This window comes from Lachnoclostridium sp. An169, assembly GCF_002160525.1.
In the GTDB taxonomy this organism is placed as follows: domain Bacteria; phylum Bacillota; class Clostridia; order Lachnospirales; family Lachnospiraceae; genus Mediterraneibacter; species Mediterraneibacter cottocaccae.
Genome location: NZ_NFKT01000017.1, coordinates 81,638 through 97,556, shown reverse-complemented (window position 1 = coordinate 97,556; position 15,919 = coordinate 81,638). Strand labels below are relative to the sequence as shown.

At 49.1% G+C, this 15,919-nt stretch carries 14 protein-coding genes and 1 other annotated feature; of the genes, 13 read left to right on the top strand and 1 reads right to left on the bottom strand.

Annotated elements, in window-relative coordinates; genetic code table 11:
* The 7 genes from B5F07_RS12935 to B5F07_RS12905 all read left to right on the top strand — a co-directional run.
* The coding region (locus B5F07_RS12935; RefSeq protein ID WP_140398019.1) for an LPXTG cell wall anchor domain-containing protein at positions 1-333 on the top strand (333 nt) is incomplete at its 5' end.
* A 164-nt stretch (positions 334-497) separates the two neighbouring features.
* Positions 498-989 carry a fibronectin type III domain-containing protein gene (locus B5F07_RS12930; RefSeq protein ID WP_087161703.1) on the top strand — a complete coding sequence of 164 codons (492 nt, stop codon included), beginning with the start codon at positions 498-500 and terminating at the stop codon, positions 987-989.
* Between the two features lie 119 nt (positions 990-1,108).
* The gene (locus tag B5F07_RS12925) at positions 1,109-2,311 is read left to right on the top strand and encodes an ABC transporter permease subunit (RefSeq protein ID WP_242972525.1); all 1,203 of its coding nucleotides are present in this window, start codon (positions 1,109-1,111) and stop codon (positions 2,309-2,311) included.
* 54 nt (positions 2,312-2,365) lie between these two features.
* Positions 2,366-2,645: a binding site (T-box leader), on the top strand.
* A gap of 154 nt (positions 2,646-2,799) precedes the next feature.
* Positions 2,800-4,494, top strand: a complete 1,695-nt coding sequence (locus tag B5F07_RS12920) for a carbon starvation CstA family protein (RefSeq protein ID WP_087161701.1) — start codon at positions 2,800-2,802, stop codon at positions 4,492-4,494.
* 114 nt (positions 4,495-4,608) lie between these two features.
* Positions 4,609-4,818, top strand: a complete 210-nt coding sequence (locus B5F07_RS12915; protein WP_140398018.1) for a hypothetical protein — start codon at positions 4,609-4,611, stop codon at positions 4,816-4,818.
* A 41-nt stretch (positions 4,819-4,859) separates the two neighbouring features.
* On the top strand, positions 4,860-6,221 hold the full coding sequence (locus B5F07_RS12910) for an MATE family efflux transporter (RefSeq protein ID WP_087161699.1): 1,362 nt from the start codon (positions 4,860-4,862) through the stop codon (positions 6,219-6,221).
* A 36-nt stretch (positions 6,222-6,257) separates the two neighbouring features.
* Positions 6,258-6,866 carry a DUF1349 domain-containing protein gene (locus tag B5F07_RS12905; protein ID WP_087161698.1) on the top strand — a complete coding sequence of 203 codons (609 nt, stop codon included), beginning with the start codon at positions 6,258-6,260 and terminating at the stop codon, positions 6,864-6,866.
* A gap of 174 nt (positions 6,867-7,040) precedes the next feature.
* Here the strand turns inward: B5F07_RS12905 and B5F07_RS12900 are convergent, their stop codons facing one another.
* Complete coding sequence (locus B5F07_RS12900) at positions 7,041-7,448, bottom strand: RrF2 family transcriptional regulator (RefSeq protein ID WP_087161697.1); 408 nt, start codon at positions 7,446-7,448, stop codon at positions 7,041-7,043.
* A 153-nt stretch (positions 7,449-7,601) separates the two neighbouring features.
* Between B5F07_RS12900 and cysK the strand changes: the two genes are divergently transcribed.
* The 6 genes from cysK to bilS all read left to right on the top strand — a co-directional run bounded on the left by cysK (position 7,602) and on the right by bilS (position 15,914).
* On the top strand, positions 7,602-8,537 hold the full coding sequence (cysK, locus tag B5F07_RS12895; RefSeq protein WP_087161696.1) for a cysteine synthase A: 936 nt from the start codon (positions 7,602-7,604) through the stop codon (positions 8,535-8,537).
* A 149-nt stretch (positions 8,538-8,686) separates the two neighbouring features.
* Entirely contained in the window at positions 8,687-11,788 is a 3,102-nt protein-coding gene (locus B5F07_RS12890) for a glycoside hydrolase family 2 TIM barrel-domain containing protein (protein WP_087161695.1), read from the top strand.
* Between the two features lie 81 nt (positions 11,789-11,869).
* Positions 11,870-13,204, top strand: coding sequence for a GH1 family beta-glucosidase (locus B5F07_RS12885; protein WP_087161694.1), 1,335 nt, complete (start codon positions 11,870-11,872; stop codon positions 13,202-13,204).
* Positions 13,205-13,383: 179 nt separating this feature from the next.
* Positions 13,384-14,652: an AAA family ATPase gene (locus B5F07_RS12880; RefSeq protein ID WP_087161693.1), complete on the top strand. Its 1,269-nt coding sequence runs from the start codon at positions 13,384-13,386 to the stop codon at positions 14,650-14,652.
* Positions 14,652-15,314: an HNH endonuclease gene (locus tag B5F07_RS22845; RefSeq protein WP_191404686.1), complete on the top strand. Its 663-nt coding sequence runs from the start codon at positions 14,652-14,654 to the stop codon at positions 15,312-15,314. Before B5F07_RS12880 ends, B5F07_RS22845 begins: the two co-directional genes overlap by 1 nt.
* A 33-nt stretch (positions 15,315-15,347) precedes the next feature.
* Entirely contained in the window at positions 15,348-15,914 is a 567-nt protein-coding gene (gene bilS / locus B5F07_RS12870) for a flavodoxin family protein BilS (protein ID WP_087161692.1), read from the top strand.
* Positions 15,915-15,919 lie beyond the last annotated feature (5 nt).

The following is a 15,919-nucleotide window of genomic DNA, read 5'->3' as shown; positions in this document are numbered from 1 at the left end:
GAACACAGCATCCATGATGAAGCATGGAAATATGACGATACCGAGCACTGGCAGGAATGCTCCTGCGGCGAAAGGCTGAATGTGGCAAACCATATCTACGGCGATTGGAAAGTAACCAAAGAGGCCACCGAGACCAAAGAAGGTTCCAGAGAGCGCGGCTGTGCGGTCTGTGAATATGTGCAGACTGAAGCCATCCCTGCAGCGGGAACCGGCAGCCCCCAGACTGGGGACAGCAGCGATATGGCGCTGTGGATCAGCCTGATGCTGGCCTCCTGCGGCGGCGTGCTGGGAATGCTGTTCTACAGGCGGAAAAAGGCGGCGGCCGGGAAATAAGGCTGAGTAATAAACAAAACCGGCAAAAGCGCCTGCGGGCGGGCTTCGTGCAAAATCCACAGCCCGCTCCGGCGCAGCCGGTATCCTTTTCAAGAAGGAATATCCCTTCTATCCTTTGGTACATACCAAAGGATAAGCAATCTTATTTGACAAGGAGAAACCAAATGCAAGCAAAAAGGAAACTGACGGCGCTGCTGCTTTCCCTGTGTATGCTGCTGGGGATGCTGCCAATGACCGCTTTTGCGGCGGGTGTACCGGCTGCGCCAACAAATCTGAAGCTGGAACTGACAGAAACCGGCTTAAAAGCCAGCTGGGATAAGCCGGAAACCACCGGCGGGCTGGATATCTTTGAGTATGAAGTGACCCTTTACGGACACTTTGACGGCACTGCCGGAGAAAAGACAAAGGTAGAGACAAAGACGGTTCAGCGGGAGACCACCTGCACCTTTACAAACACAGGAAATGCAGAAGGCGTTATCAATCCTACCTACGAGGTAGAGGTAAGAGCGAGAGAGGGCGTCTCCGGCACCGGCGACCCGGACAATCTATCGGGCTACTATGTGACGGAGTGGACTGGCTGGAGCAGTTCGAGCTCAGCATCGTATAAAACGTACGATTTCTCCGTTATAACGTCCGTCAATAAGGACAGTATCTGACGGAGTGGAGCTGAGAGTCCTTTCGAAGACTCCGCCGACCGGGAACGCAGTACAGACAGCGGCAACACTGGAGGATGCATTTCTTCTGTATTTTGGAGAGAAAGCAGGTGATAAAGTTGATGTTGAAATTTGAGCTGAAAAAGATTTTTTCAAAGCGGATTAATCAGGTCTTGCTTGCGGCAGTGCTTGTGGTGACGATTATTTATTCCGGTATGGCGATCGGGAGCATGAGTTATACGGATGAAGAGGGGCAGAGTCACACGGGGATTGAAGCGGGACGGCTTCTGGCTGAAGATAAAAATCAGTGGAAAGGAGATCTGACACCAGAGGTAATTGCTCAGGTGATAAAAGATTACAAAGAATTATCAGCTAAGTATCCCGATGGATTACCGGAGGAGGAATGGGGAAAGCAGGTACAGTCATATTACGATATCTATAGCTTTGTAATTGATGTAATGACTCCGGATTCGGAATGGAATGAAAGTGTAGTGTATCAGCTTTCAGATGAACAACTACAGGATATCTATACGATCTACCAAGACAACATGAAAAAAATGGCGGAAGAGTATGGGACTACACCTGAAAAGAGAAGTTATCTGGAAAGTATTTATGAAAAGATAGAAATACCTCTTATGTTCGAAGCGAAAGATTCCTGGGATACGATGACAATGTATGTACAAACCTATGTACTGTTGATGGCAGTGATCATAGGATTTCTGGCAGCCGGTATTTTTTCCGGAGAGTTCCGTCCGGGAACAGAGGATGTCTTTTTGGCCGCTAAGTATGGGAGATCGAAGGCAATAAAAAACAAGATTATCGCGGGAATCCTCGTGTCAACTGTTGTCTATTGGATCGGAGTGGGAATATTATCTTTCATTTCCTTTGCAGTAATGGGAACGAGCGGATTTTTCACGCCGTATCAGTTAGGAGATCCCTACAGCATTTATGTTATGACGTATGGAGAATATTATTTACTGATTCTTGCAGGCGGTTACATCGCAACAATGTTCTGCGCGGCACTGACTATGCTGGTAACTGTAAAAATGCACACGCCTAATCTGGCGATATGCATTCCGTTTTTCCTGCTTTGTATGATGCCGTTTATCGCAAGGGCATTACCCGCATTTGATGCATTTTTCAATTTGCTGCCGACTGTATTGACCAATATTTTTAATGCTGTAAGGACACCGAACCTTTTCCAGATCGGGCCGTTTGTATTCCGTCAGATTTCATTCCTGATGTTTCTGTACAGTGTATTATTTATTGTTTTGCTGCCTTTTATATTCAGAGGATATAGTCGGTACGGACTTAAAAAAAGATAGAAGCTTCCTCTTGACAAATAGAAAAATCGGAATATAATATGGGTATTGTAAAAAGTAAATGCAAGGAACAGGACAAGATTTCCGGGAAATGTGTTTTCAGAGAGCTTTCGGTTGATGCGAGAAAGCAGCACACCAGGAGAATCATCACCTGCAAGCAGTCAGGATGAAAATCGATGATCGGTAATTCTGAACGGAGTTCCACCGTTAAAGGGAAGCCTGTTGGGACAGCAGTCTGACGTGCAGTGCACCGGATGAAATCAGACAGGACTAAGAGACCGTATGTGTATGCCGGTAATGGAAGTGGTATCGCGGAGAGAAATCCTTCGTCTTCTTACAGAGTAATCTGTAAGAAGGCTTTTTTTATTTCACAGGAGATTTTTCCTTGAGAAATAAAGACTTTGCTGCTTTTTACAAGATAACGCGGCCAATGAGGCAGGACGGTCAGCCTCGGACTATTATGCCGTAAAAAACGAAGGAGAGTGAAAAACATGAACACGTTAATAATTGTTCTGATTGCCGCCGTCTGTCTGTTCGCCGCATATGTATTGTACGGACGCTGGCTGGCAAAGAAATGGGGAATCGATCCCAGGGCGAAAACTCCAGCGGTGAAGTATAATGACGGACAGGATTACGTCCCCACAGACGGATGGACGGTATTTGCCCATCAGTTTTCCTCCATCGCCGGCGCGGGCCCTGTCACCGGAGCAATCCAGGCGGCGGCATTCGGATGGGTGCCGGTGTTTCTGTGGATTCTTCTGGGAGGTATCTTTTTCGGGGCGGTTACTGATTTTGGAGCCCTGTACGCAAGCGTGAAAAATGATGGAAAGTCCATGGGTCTGCTGATCGAAAAATATATCGGAAAGGCCGGGCGAAAATTGTTTCTGGGATTCTGCTGGCTGTTTACGCTGATCGTTCTGGCGGCTTTTGCAGATATGGTGGCAGATACCTTTAATGCATACGTGGTGACCGACGGCGTGAGAAGTCTGTCGGAAAATGCAAGAGTGAATGGGGCGGCAGGCAGTATTTCTCTTTTCTTCATTCTGTTTGCGGCAGTGTTTGGTCTGATTCAGAGGAAGATGAAATTTACGGGCTGGAAAGAAGTGGTAATCGGTCTGGTCTGCACGGTGCTAGCTTTCGTTTTCGGAATGAATCTGCCGGTGACTCTGGGCAAAGAGGCCTGGATCTATATCGCTTTCATCTATATTTTCCTGGCGGCGGTTCTGCCTATGTGGTTCCTGATGCAGCCAAGAGATTATATGTCAACCTTTATGTTTATCGGGATGATCGCGGGAGCAGTACTGGGACTGATCTTTGCGCATCCCACCATGAATCTGCCTGCATATACTGGATTCGACAATGAAAATCTTGGAACGCTGTTCCCGATTTTGTTTGTGACAGTTGCCTGCGGAGCTGTTTCAGGATTCCACAGTCTGGTATCTTCGGGTACTTCCTCCAAAACCATTTCCAATGAAAAGGACATGCTGAAGGTAGGATATGGCGCCATGGTTCTGGAAAGTCTGCTGGCAGTCATTGCGCTGTGTGTGGCAGGCGCCGCAGCAAGCCCAGACGGAACCGCTGCTGTCGGAACACCGTTCCAGATCTTTTCCTCGGGCGTTGCAGGATTTCTGGAGATGTTCGGAATTCCGGTTTATGTGGCCCAGAGCTTTATGACCATGTGCGTGTCTGCCCTGGCCTTTACGACGCTGGATTCCGTGGCACGGATCGGACGAATGTCTTTCCAGGAGCTGTTCAGTGTGGATGATATGGAGCACGCGGAGGGGTGGAGAAAACTTCTTTGTAACAAATACTTTGCAACCCTGATTACCCTGGCCTTCGGCTACATCCTGACACAGGTTGGATATTCCAATATCTGGCCGCTGTTCGGAAGCGCCAACCAATTGCTGAGCGCTTTGGTGCTGATTACTCTGTGTGTATTCCTGAAAGTGACCGGCAGGGAAATGAAAACGCTGGTTCCGCCTTTTGTGATAATGCTTTGCGTGACATTTACGGCTCTGGTACAGCGTACCATCGCCCTGGTGAAAGCTTTTACGGCAGGGACCGGTGTATTCATGGTGGAAGGTCTTCAGCTGATTGTAGCCATCCTGCTGATGATCCTGGGTGTGACCATTGTCTTTACCTCAGGAAAAGAGCTTATCAAAAAGAAAGCGGTAAAGAACAACTGAGGATTCTCTATTATACACAGGGGACCATGTGTTGAACATGGTCCCTGCTTTGTGGTATACTTTATTCATTCCAGACAAGGCTGGTGATCTCATGTAAAAGCATTGACAACAGCCGTGGAAGAAATCTCAGATATTCATGATCCGGTCGCTCTGAGAGCTTATACGGCATGTATTGTGGGACAGACCGTGTATTTCTATCTGTCCCGGAATCTGACCGGCGAGCTTCTGGGAGTGTCCGACATCCGGGGGGATGAGGATATCCGGGAGCTGAGCAGCAGAGTTTATACATTTTCCATGGCGGCTCTGCGTGGATTGAGAGAATGATATTGTTACATTGAGAAAATAAAGTAAGAAGGCACTCTGTTATGAATGGAGAAATAAAAGAAAAAAATCAAAACCGTCTTTTTGACAACCGGAAGCTGGCCGCGCTGCTGATTCCTCTGGCACTGGACCAGCTTCTCAATTCGTTTATGGGAAGCGTGGACACTTTTGTGGTCAGTAATCTCGGCTCCGCGGCGATTTCTGCGGTGTCGCTGGTGGATTCCATCAATATGCTGATTGTGCAGGCTTTTTTTGCCCTGGCTTCCGGAGGTACTGTTGTGTGTTCCCACTATCTGGGGTGCGGGAACCGGAAACTGGCCAATGAGGCGGCTGGACAGCTGGTGTTTATCACCTCTTTTATGTCGGTTATCATAGCGGTGCTCTGCCTGATTTTTAACGGCCAGATACTTGGGCTTATTTTCGGAGATGTGGAGGCGGCGGTGATGGAAAATGCGCGGCAGTATTTCTTTATCTCCGCGATCTCGTATCCGTTTATTGCGCTGTATGACGATGGCTCATCCATTCTGAGGGCACAGGAAAACAGCCGGTTCCCCATGATGATTTCCGTGGCGGCGAACATTCTGAATCTTCTGCTGAATCTCCTCTTTGTGTGGGGGCTGCACTTCGGTGTGGCGGGTTCTGCGTTTGCAACGCTTCTGGCGCGGATGTTCTCTATGGTTGTGGTAATGATCCGGCTCAGAAAGAACGATCTGGCGATCACCCTGCAGAATTATCTGTCTATCCGTCCGGACTGGAAGGAGATCAGGAGAATTCTGAATATCGGTATCCCCTCCGGTGTGGAAAACGGAATGTTCCAGTTCGGAAAGCTGGCGATCCAGTCCACCGTATCGATGATGGGGACGGCTGCCATTGCCGCTCAGGGAATGGCGAGCACGTTCGAGAATCTGAACGGCATTCTTGCCATAGGAATCGGCGTGGGGCTGATGACTGTGGTGGGAGAGACGCTGGGGGCAGGACGAAAGGAGGAGGCAGTCTATTACATAAAGAAACTTTGTGTTGTGTCGGAAATCGTTCTGATTGCATCCTGTCTTGTCATGTACGCGCTTGTCCGGCCGGTTACATATTTCGGCGGCATGGAGCCGGAGAGCGCAGACCTCTGTGTTTATATGGTGACCTGGATTACTGTCGTAAAGCCGGTTGTATGGGTGATGTCCTTCATACCGGCATATGGATTCCGGGCGGCAGGAGATGTGAGGTTTACCATGACCGTATCCGTGATTTCCATGTGGTTCTGCCGTGTGACACTGACGATCATTCTGGCGAGAGTATTCGGTATGGGACCGATGGCGGTATGGATCGGTATGTTTACGGACTGGACCGTGAGGTGTATGATCTTTACAGTTCGTTTCAGAAGCCGGAAATGGCTGAACCATCAGGTAATCTGAGTTTTGAAAGAGAGCAGAAAAGAAGGGAGATAAAAAATGGAACTGATCAGAAATTTTGAGTGGTTGCGGGAACCGGAGAAATGTGAAATAAGTGGCGGGAAAGTTGAAATTACGACGAAGCCGCACACGGATTTGTGGCAGAGAACATACTATCATTTCCGGAATGATAATGCTCCTGTATTTCAGATGGAAACGGAAGAAAAATATTTCAGTTTTACCGTGAAAACAGATTTTACAGGAAGCCATCACAGATTTGACCAGTGCGGAATCGTCATGTATCTGGACAGCGAAAACTGGCTGAAGGCTTCGGTTGAGTATGAGAACAGCGAATTTCAGCATCTGGGCAGTGTGGTGACGAATCACGGATATTCGGACTGGGCAACTACGGAGATCGATGCTTCGGTGAAAACCATGTGGTACCGGTTCAGCCGGAGAGAAGATGATTACTGTGTCGAGTGTTCGTCTGACGGAAAGAGATTTAAACAGATGAGAATCTGCCATATGTTCCAGGGCGCGGGAAAGATACGGTTCGGTATCTATGCCTGCTCGCCGGAAGATTCGTCATTTACGGCGGTGTTTACAGATATGGAGATGTCGGAGTGCCAGTGGAAAGCACATGACGGTCAGCAGCCGGATGAGGCGTAATACCGGAAAGGTATACAGTACTGCAGGAAAATATTATAGGAAAATATCATTTTAAGGAGAATCCGGAGCCGGTGGGCGTTCGCGTTGTGGAAGGCTGGGCACTGTCCGACAGCCCGCTGTCCGCGAAGCAGTAAGCGTGGAAAAATAACAAAATTCATATTTGAAATTTCGAATTCAGATCCGTCCCTCTACCAGATCTTCCAGCGTAATATGATAAAAGAAATCATGGACAAGTGCGTCAAATTTCTTCCACATGGGAAGCGTGACGCACTTGTCTTTTCGCGGACAAGATTCTGCTTCCGGCATCAGGCAAGCCACGGGGGCGAGCGTTCCCTCCGTCATCTCGATGATCTCTCCCAGGGGATATTCCCCGGGAGCGCGGGTGAGCATATAGCCGCCTCCTTTTCCCCGCAGTCCTTTGACGATCCTTTCTTTTACGAGTATTTTCAGGATACTCTCCAGATATTTTTCTGATATTTCCTGCCGCATGGCGATGTCCTTCAGAGGAATATAGCCCTCCTGGCGATGCTGCGCCAGGTCGGCCATGACCCGGAGTGCATAGCGTGCTCTGGTTGAAATCATGGATAATCACTCCTTTTTACCGTATTTTATCTGAAATATATGTTGTTTATTATAAACGCCTGAAGAGGATATTTCAATAAAAACATATAAACCTATTGACTTAGTAGGTTTATGGTGGTACTATTCCGTAAAAAGAGAAAGAAGGAGATTATTATGGCAAACATTTATAAAAGCGCAGCAGAACTGATCGGGAGAACACCCCTGATGGAAGTGTCCGGTATCGAACGGGATCTGGGACTTCCGGCGAAGATTCTGGTGAAACTTGAATATCTTAACCCTGCGGGGAGCGTGAAGGACAGGATAGCAAAAGCTATGATTGAGGATGCTGAGGAGAGAGGGAAGCTGAAGAAAGGTTCTGTTATCATTGAACCCACATCCGGAAATACGGGGATCGGGCTGGCGGCAATCGCAGCGGTGAAAGGATACCGGATTATCCTGACCATGCCGGAGACAATGAGCGTAGAGAGAAGGAATATTTTGAAGGCATATGGAGCGGAACTGGTTCTGACGGAGGGAGCGAAAGGAATGAAGGGAGCGATTGAGAAGGCGGAGGAGCTGGCGCGTGAGATTCCGGACAGCTTTATGCCCGGACAGTTTACCAACCCTGCCAATCCGGAGATACACAGAAAAACGACAGGTCCGGAAATCTGGCAAGACACCGACGGAAATGTGGACATTTTCGTGGCGGGAGCCGGGACAGGCGGGACAATTACCGGTGTGAGTGAGTATCTGAAGAAGCAGAATCCGGCTGTGCGGGCGGTTGTGGTGGAACCGGCAGATTCCCCGGTACTCTCTGAAGGTAGACCCGGGAGCCATAAGATTCAGGGAATCGGTGCGGGATTTGTACCTGAGGTTCTTAATACAGAGATTTACGATGAGATCTTCTGCGTAGAAAATGCAGACGCCTTTGCCGCTGCAAAATATCTGGCGGCCAGGGAGGGAGTTCTGGCGGGAATCTCCTCGGGGGCTGCACTTCATGCGGCGATAGAGCTGGCGAAGCGTCAGGAGAACCGTGGAAAGGTTATTGTAGCGCTGCTGCCGGATTCCGGGGACCGCTATTATTCTACGCCACTGTTTACAGAAGCCTGAGCGAAAGGAACAAAAAGCACCGGTTTTTGACTTTCGGAGGGACGAAATGCACTCGTTTCGCAGCCGGGTATAGAAGTGTGTACCCGGCTGCGTTATACTTTTCTTGTGCTGTTTTGACAGTATTTTTTTAAGAAAGGAACGAGACAGATATGAACATTACCATGAACAGATCAGAGATTATTTCGTCCGTAAACCGTGCTCCTATGCATACACCTTTCGGCGCATATGAGACGGCGGAGCAGGCACTCACGCTGGACCGGACAGCGTCGAAATACATGGTCAGCCTGAACGGAACCTGGCAGTGCGGCGTTTATGAAACACTTGAGCAGGTGCCGGAGGACTGGTATGAAAATATGCCGCAGTGCCGGGAAATAAAGGTGCCGGCCTGCTGGGAGTTTGAGGGGATCGGAAAACCGGTGTACACGAATATTCCCTACCCCTTTGACAGAACCCGTGGAGACCACAGTTTCGAGACGGAAGTGACCCCGGGAAACTATGAGTTGAACGCCCCTTACATACCAAAGGAGAATCTGACGGTATGCTATTACCGGCATTTTGAACTGCCGGAGAGCTTTGCGGGAAGGAAAGTGTTCCTGAATTTCGGTGGTGTGGAGACGGCTTTTGAAGCGGCATTAAACGGTGTGAAGTTTGGATTCTCCGAGGACAGCAAGCTGGACGCGGAATTTGAAATTACGGATCTGATCCGGGAAGGGGAGAATTTCCTGGCTGTAAAGGTGATGAGTTTCAGCCCGCAGAGCTATCTGGAAGATCAGGATTACTGGCATGTACACGGTATTACAAGAAATGTATCCCTATACAGCAAGTCGCCTGTGAGAATGGTGGATTACCAGGTGCAGACCCTGTTTGGAAGTTCTATGGAGGATGCCTTTGTCAGAGTGCGGATCTGGCCGGATCATGACACGCCGCTTTTCGGAACCGGCCGTGTATTCATGACGCTGTATGATGCAGAGGGAAAACCTGTGGCAGAGAAGGAGACGAAGCCGTTCGCGGAATACCGTTCCTATCTGGGACCGGATAAGATTGCAGAAGAGAAGTTCCCGGTGCCTTCACCCTGTCTCTGGAACAGTGAAGAGCCATATCTGTATACCCTTGTCCTGGAAATGCGGGACGGGGAGGGGAATGTCACGGATATCGAGAGCTGCCGTGTAGGATTCCGTGAAGTAAGGATTCAGAACGGAATTCTGGAACTGAACCGGAAACGGCTTGTTATCCGGGGAACCGATCTGCATGAGTGGAGTTCGGATACGGGAAGGACTGTCCCGGAAGATGAATTGAGAAAGACGATCTGTTCCATGAAGGCACTGAATTTTAACGCCGTGCGCACCTGTCATTATCCGAAAGACAGTGCGTTCTATGACCTGTGCGATGAACTGGGAATTTATGTGGTGGATGAGACAAATATCGAGACCCATGGATATGGCGGGGGACTGAGCGATTCGCCGCTCTGGCTGTCTGCCTACATGGAGCGGGCAAAGAGGATGTGCCTGCGGGATAAGAATCATCCCTGTGTAATTATCTGGAGCCTGGGGAATGAGTCGGGAGCAGGGGCAAATCATGCGGCCATGTACGGCTGGCTGAAGGCCTTTGACAATCGTCCTGTTCAGTATGAGTCAGGCGGATCCAGACCGGAGATGAGCGATATCATCTGCCCTATGTATCCGGACCGTGACTGGATCGAGACATGCATGTCAAACGGGGATAACCGTCCGTTTATTATGTGCGAATATATTTATGCAAAGGGGAACAGTAACGGAAACATGGATCTGTACTGGGATATGATCCGGAAATATCCGAGATGCCAGGGCGGTTTCCTCTGGGATTACCATGACAAGGGAGTATACGTGAAGTCGGCGGACGGGAAAAAGCAGCTCCGCTATGCGGGAGCCTTTGGGGAATCCGTGAAAGATCCGGTGCCGGATATGTGTCTGAACGGCATTGTCTTTGCAGATCTCACTCCCAAGCCGGCAGCCTGGGAGCTTCAGTCTCTGCAGTCTCCGATTCAGCTTGTCTACAGGGACTGGCATGGGATAATCGGTTCTTACTATGTTGTAAATGAGAACCTTTCCATGGATACGTCCGCATATGTCTTTGAGTGGGAACTGGTCTGCGACGGGTTTCCGGCAGAGAGCGGCATCCTGGATCTTCCGCCTGTGAAGCCGGGAGAAAGCCGGCGTGTGGAACTTCCGTATGACAGGAACCTGGTAGAGGGAGAAGCATTTTTCAATCTGACTGTACGCCAGAAAGAGGCATGCCAGTATGCGGAAGCCGGACATATCATCTACCGGAAGCAGATTCCGGCAGAGGGAAGCCGGACGTATCGTCCGGAGCGGCTGCCCGAGTACAGGGGACCGGAAAGGCTTACTGTCCGCGGCGAAGAAGATGGAATCCTGCGGATCGGGGATGAGAATAGTCTCGAGATCCGTTTTGACAGAGAAAGAGGTGCTCTGAAGGAAGTAAGAAAAGACGGGAAGGTGATGATGGGAGGAGAGCAGGATGTGTTCTACCGTGCGCCTACCGGAATCGATGAAGGGCAGGGGACAAACTGTTATAATGAGGACTGGATCCGCGAGGGGCTGGACGACCCGAAGGGGAAAGTGGAGTCCTTCCACGTATATCAGGCGGAGGATGCGGTATTCGTGAAAACAGAGCTTTCCCATCTGGACGGAAAGATTTCTCTGGAAAAGATGTACGAGATCAGCGGAAGCGGAATCTCCCTGAAAGTCAGTGCTGTGAACGCTACCTGTCTTGAGACACTTCCGAGAATCGGACAGACCGTGATTCTCCCGGAGGAATTTCATGCGGTCAGGTACTATGGAAGAGGTCCCTGGGAGAACTACAGAGACAGAAAAGAGGCGGCTTTTGTCGGAATATATGATTCAATGGTTTCGGATATGCATGTGCCATACGTCAGATGCAGCGAGTGCGGCGGAAGAGAGGACGTGCGCTGGCTGGAAATCTGCAGTGACAGCGGAGAAGGAATCCGTATTTCCGGCAGCAGGTATTTCCATTTCTCCGCACTTCCCTGGACCATCCGCCAGTATGCGCAGGCGGATTACCAGGATCAGCTCGGAGAAAGCTGCGGGACTGTACTGACGTTGGACGGCGTTCATGCGGGCCTTGGCGGAGATACCGGCTGGACGAAAAATATTCATCCGGAGTACCGGATTACACCGGGATGCTACGAATATGAGTTCCGGTTCCGGTGGATCGGCAGAGAGGACAGAGCGTAAGAAAATTTAACGTTACAGAACGGAACAGTTGTGCTATCCTTATTACAGTAGATTATTTTACAGAAAGAGAGGATTCACAGTATGACATTTCCGGATAATTTTTACTGGGGAGCGGCAAGTGCCGCATATCAGGTGGAGGGAGCGTACAATGAGGACGGAAAAGGCCCGGGGATCTGGGATGCGCTTTCCGAAGGACATGTAAAGCACAGGGAGAATGGAAACGTGGCGTGCGACCACTACCACAGATACAAAGAGGACGTGGCGCTGATGAAGGAGATGGGGCTGAAGGCCTATCGGTTCTCCGTGAGCTGGCCCAGGATCATGCCTTCTGAGGGCGTGATAAACGAAAAAGGCCTGGAGTTTTACCGGAATCTGGTAAAGGAACTGACCGATGCGGGGATCGAGCCCATGTGTACGCTGTTCCACTGGAATCTCCCCATGTGGCTTCATGAAAAGGGCGGATGGTACTGCACGAAGATCAGTGACTATTTTGAAAAATATACAGAGACGGTCGTGGAGGCTCTCTCCGACAAGGTGAGTTACTGGATGACATTTAACGAGCCTGCTTGCTTTATCGGCTGCGGCTATGTGATGGGGAATCATGCGCCCTTTGAAAAATGTATGGATATGGAACATCCCGAAGAAATGGCGCAGAAAATTGCACTCCTGAGTAAAAATGTGCTTTTATCCCACGGGAAGGCAGTACAGGCGATCCGCAGATGTGCGAAAAAAGCACCGAAGATCGGTATGGCGCTGAACGCATCCCTGTTTACGCCGGAGAATACGTCGGAGGAGAGCGTTGAGGCGGCAAGAGCGGCGACGTTCAGCGAACAGGGCGCTTTCTGGAATCTGAACTGGTGGGCGGATCCCATGGTGAAGGGAGAGATTCCCCGGGCGATGAAGGATGTCATCAGCGGGGAAGAGCGGGAGATTATCTGTCAGCCCCTGGATTTCTTCGGATTTAATAATTACAATACAAATGATTATGATGAGTATGAGGGCAGGAATGAGCGTGCATGGCCGGGAATGCCGCGCACGGCCATGGACTGGCCCATCACGCCGGATGCGCTTTACTGGGCGGTGAAGTTTATTTACGGGCGCTACGGGCTTCCGGTGCTGATCACGGAAAACGGCATGGCGAATCTTGACTTTGTCATGAGCGACGGGAAGGTGCATGATCCTCAGAGAGTGGAGTTCCTTAAAGTCTATCTGGCAGGACTGAAAAAGGCAGTCGGCGAGGGGGTGCCGGTGATCGGATACATGTACTGGTCCATTCTCGATAATTTCGAGTGGGCGGAAGGATATGACAAGCGGTTCGGGCTGGTCTATGTGGATTACCGGACACAGAAGCGTACGAGAAAGGATTCTTCTTACTGGTATGCGGAAGTTATAGCAAATAACGGTGCGGATTTATAGAGATTTGCAGAATGACAGTCCGGCGGGAAGTTCAAAAATGGAGCAGCCTGACTGTTCGGGACTTTCAGGAGTCAGGAAATCGTGATATAATAGGGACGCCAGGCGGGATTACCCCAACGGGTGTCCCTGTTATTGTTCCGGATATTTTTTTCGGAGATACATCGCGGTCAGGAGGATATATGAAGGAAATATTTATCAGAAAACTGAGTTTGGAGCGGGTGAGGAATCTTCCGCATATAGAAATTCCCCTTTCGGAAGAGAAAAGGAAACATCTGATACTTACAGGAAAAAACGGCAGCGGGAAAACGACAGTTCTGGAGGAACTTGCATTCACATTAAGTAAAGTTTTCAGGGCGGACGAAATAGGAGAGCCGGAAAATCAGAAAAGCGGAGAAGTGTCTGATTCGATAGATTTTCTCGTCAACGGGATAACGGTCGAATATAGCCGGAATCGTGAAGAACAGAGGAATAAGCGTCTGAAAGCTTATGCAGAGCAGTTAAAGATGATAAAGCCTGCGGTTGAAATATATCTGAATGATTCGCAGAAAGAAGAGGATTTAGATAAGGCTTTTGCATCGGGAGAGTTTATTATCGCGTACTATAAGGCAGACCGTAAATTTGCGGCAGAGGTTCCCAAGCATGTAGCAAAGATTGAACTTCAACCGGTGTACACGATACAGGAGAATCCAAGGAAAGATTTCGTGAAATATCTTCTGGATTTGAAGATGACCCAGGCACTTGCAGCTTCCGGAGGTAAAGAGGAAAAGGCACAGGAAATTCAGAGATGGTTTGACGGTCTTGAACATCTGCTCCGGACGATTTTTGAAAATGATCAGCTTAAACTGGCGTTTGATGAAGATACATTTCGATTCAGCATAAATGAGCCGGGGAAAGATCCCTATGATTTTAATACACTTTCCAGTGGATATGCAGCAATAATGGATGTAGTTGTGGACATTATGATCCGAATGGAAAGGTATACCGGCAGGAAGTTTCAATATAATCTTCAGGGAATTGTGCTGATTGATGAGATCGAAGCACACCTTCATCTCGAGCTGCAGAAGACAGTGATGAAGCTGCTGACGACAGTATTTCCGAATATCCAGTTTATCGTATCTACACATTCGCCGTTTGTGCTGAACAGTCTGGAGGATGCGGTGATCTACGATCTGGAGCAGAAAATCCTTGTACAGGATGGGCTGTCGGATATTCCGTATGACGGGATTGTAGAGGGGTATTTCAAGGCAGACCTGCTATCAGATAAGTTGAAGGAAAAGTTTGCAAGATACAAAGAACTGGTAAAGAAAAAAGAACTGTCGGATGATGATTTTGAGGAAATCGCCGGGCTGGAGATGTATCTCGATGAGATCCCGGATTATCTTGCGTTAGGAATTACAACAGAGTATCAGAAGTTGAAACTGGAGTTTTCAAGGCGGGAGGATATTTGATGGTAAAGATTGAACGGTCATTTCCCGCACCGGAATCGCTGTCCAGAGAAGCCCTGAAAAAGAGTGGAACCTATAATCAGGAAGACGTTTTTAAACGTCTTGTACAGGATTTTCATGGGAAATGTTATATCTGTGGTCTTGGAAATCTCCAGGACCCTCAGATCGAACACCGTCTGCCGCACAAAGGTGGAAAATACCGTGACAGAATGTTTGACTGGGAGAATCTGTTTTTGGCCTGTGGACATTGTAATGGTGTAAAAGCACAAAAGAAATATGATGAAGGCATAATAGACTGCTGCAGGGAAGATCCGGAGCAGTATATTAATTTTCGATGCAACAGCAAAAATGTGGAGCTGACAAGTAAGGTGTCTGAAGAAAACAGGGAAGTGGAGCTGACGATTATGCTGATCAGGGAGGTTTTTAATCTGAGAAGCCCGGCGATGCGCAGTTATAAAAGCGCCAGGAGATTTCAGGGACTGCAGATGGAAATGAACATGCTTCTGGATAATCTGGAGGCACTGAGAGATCAGCCGGATTCAAAAGTTGTTTTGCGAAAATTGAAGGCTTTGCTGCGAAGAGAGTCCCAGTTTGCAGCTTTTAAGAGGTGCTATGTCAGAGATCATTTGTCGGAATATCCCGAGCTTAAAAAGTATCTGGTATAGCGGAGTGAATGATGGAAGGAGAAGATTGATGCAATGAAATATGCAGTTGTCTATGCAAGTTCCACGGGAAATACCGGGATGCTTGCACATGAAATTCAGACATATATGGAGAAAAGAAACGGGGAATGTGTGTGGTTCGGAAAAGCTGCGGACGCAGTATCCGCGACGGGGCTCCCCGGCAGGGATTCAGCAGCCGGTCTTCCGGAGGCAGACATTCTGTTCGCCGGTTTCTGGACGGACAAGGGAAACTGCAGTGAGGAGATGGGGACATTCCTGGAAAGTCTCCATGGGAAAAAGCTCTTTCTTTTCGGCACCGCGGGATTCGGCGGCTCCGAAGAGTATTTTTCACGGATTCTCGGTCAGGTCAGAGGCCATATAGCCGGAGACAATAAAGTGATCGGAACATATATGTGCCAGGGAAAGATGCCCGTGTCCGTGAAAGCGCGGTATGAAAAAATGCTGGAGAGCGATCCGGAAAATGAGCGGATGAAAGCCATGATTACGAATTTTGACCAGGCTTTGTCGCATCCGGATGAGCGGGATCTTGCAGGACTTGCGGACGCCGTGGAAGACAGTATCCGGACCTGCTTTGCTGATTAGTTCCG

Bases quoted from the DNA above. Each gene is read 5' to 3' on its own strand.
- B5F07_RS12930 (WP_087161703.1), top strand. From the start codon at position 498: ATGCAAGCAAAAAGGAAACTGACGGCGCTGCTGCTTTCCCTGTGTATG.
- B5F07_RS12925 (WP_242972525.1), top strand. From the start codon at position 1,109: ATGTTGAAATTTGAGCTGAAAAAGATTTTTTCAAAGCGGATTAATCAG.
- B5F07_RS12920 (WP_087161701.1), top strand. From the start codon at position 2,800: ATGAACACGTTAATAATTGTTCTGATTGCCGCCGTCTGTCTGTTCGCC.
- B5F07_RS12910 (WP_087161699.1), top strand. From the start codon at position 4,860: ATGAATGGAGAAATAAAAGAAAAAAATCAAAACCGTCTTTTTGACAAC.
- B5F07_RS12905 (WP_087161698.1), top strand. From the start codon at position 6,258: ATGGAACTGATCAGAAATTTTGAGTGGTTGCGGGAACCGGAGAAATGT.
- B5F07_RS12900 (WP_087161697.1), bottom strand. From the start codon at position 7,448: ATGATTTCAACCAGAGCACGCTATGCACTCCGGGTCATGGCCGACCTG.
- cysK (WP_087161696.1), top strand. From the start codon at position 7,602: ATGGCAAACATTTATAAAAGCGCAGCAGAACTGATCGGGAGAACACCC.
- B5F07_RS12890 (WP_087161695.1), top strand. From the start codon at position 8,687: ATGAACATTACCATGAACAGATCAGAGATTATTTCGTCCGTAAACCGT.
- B5F07_RS12885 (WP_087161694.1), top strand. From the start codon at position 11,870: ATGACATTTCCGGATAATTTTTACTGGGGAGCGGCAAGTGCCGCATAT.
- B5F07_RS12880 (WP_087161693.1), top strand. From the start codon at position 13,384: ATGAAGGAAATATTTATCAGAAAACTGAGTTTGGAGCGGGTGAGGAAT.
- B5F07_RS22845 (WP_191404686.1), top strand. From the start codon at position 14,652: ATGGTAAAGATTGAACGGTCATTTCCCGCACCGGAATCGCTGTCCAGA.
- bilS (WP_087161692.1), top strand. From the start codon at position 15,348: ATGAAATATGCAGTTGTCTATGCAAGTTCCACGGGAAATACCGGGATG.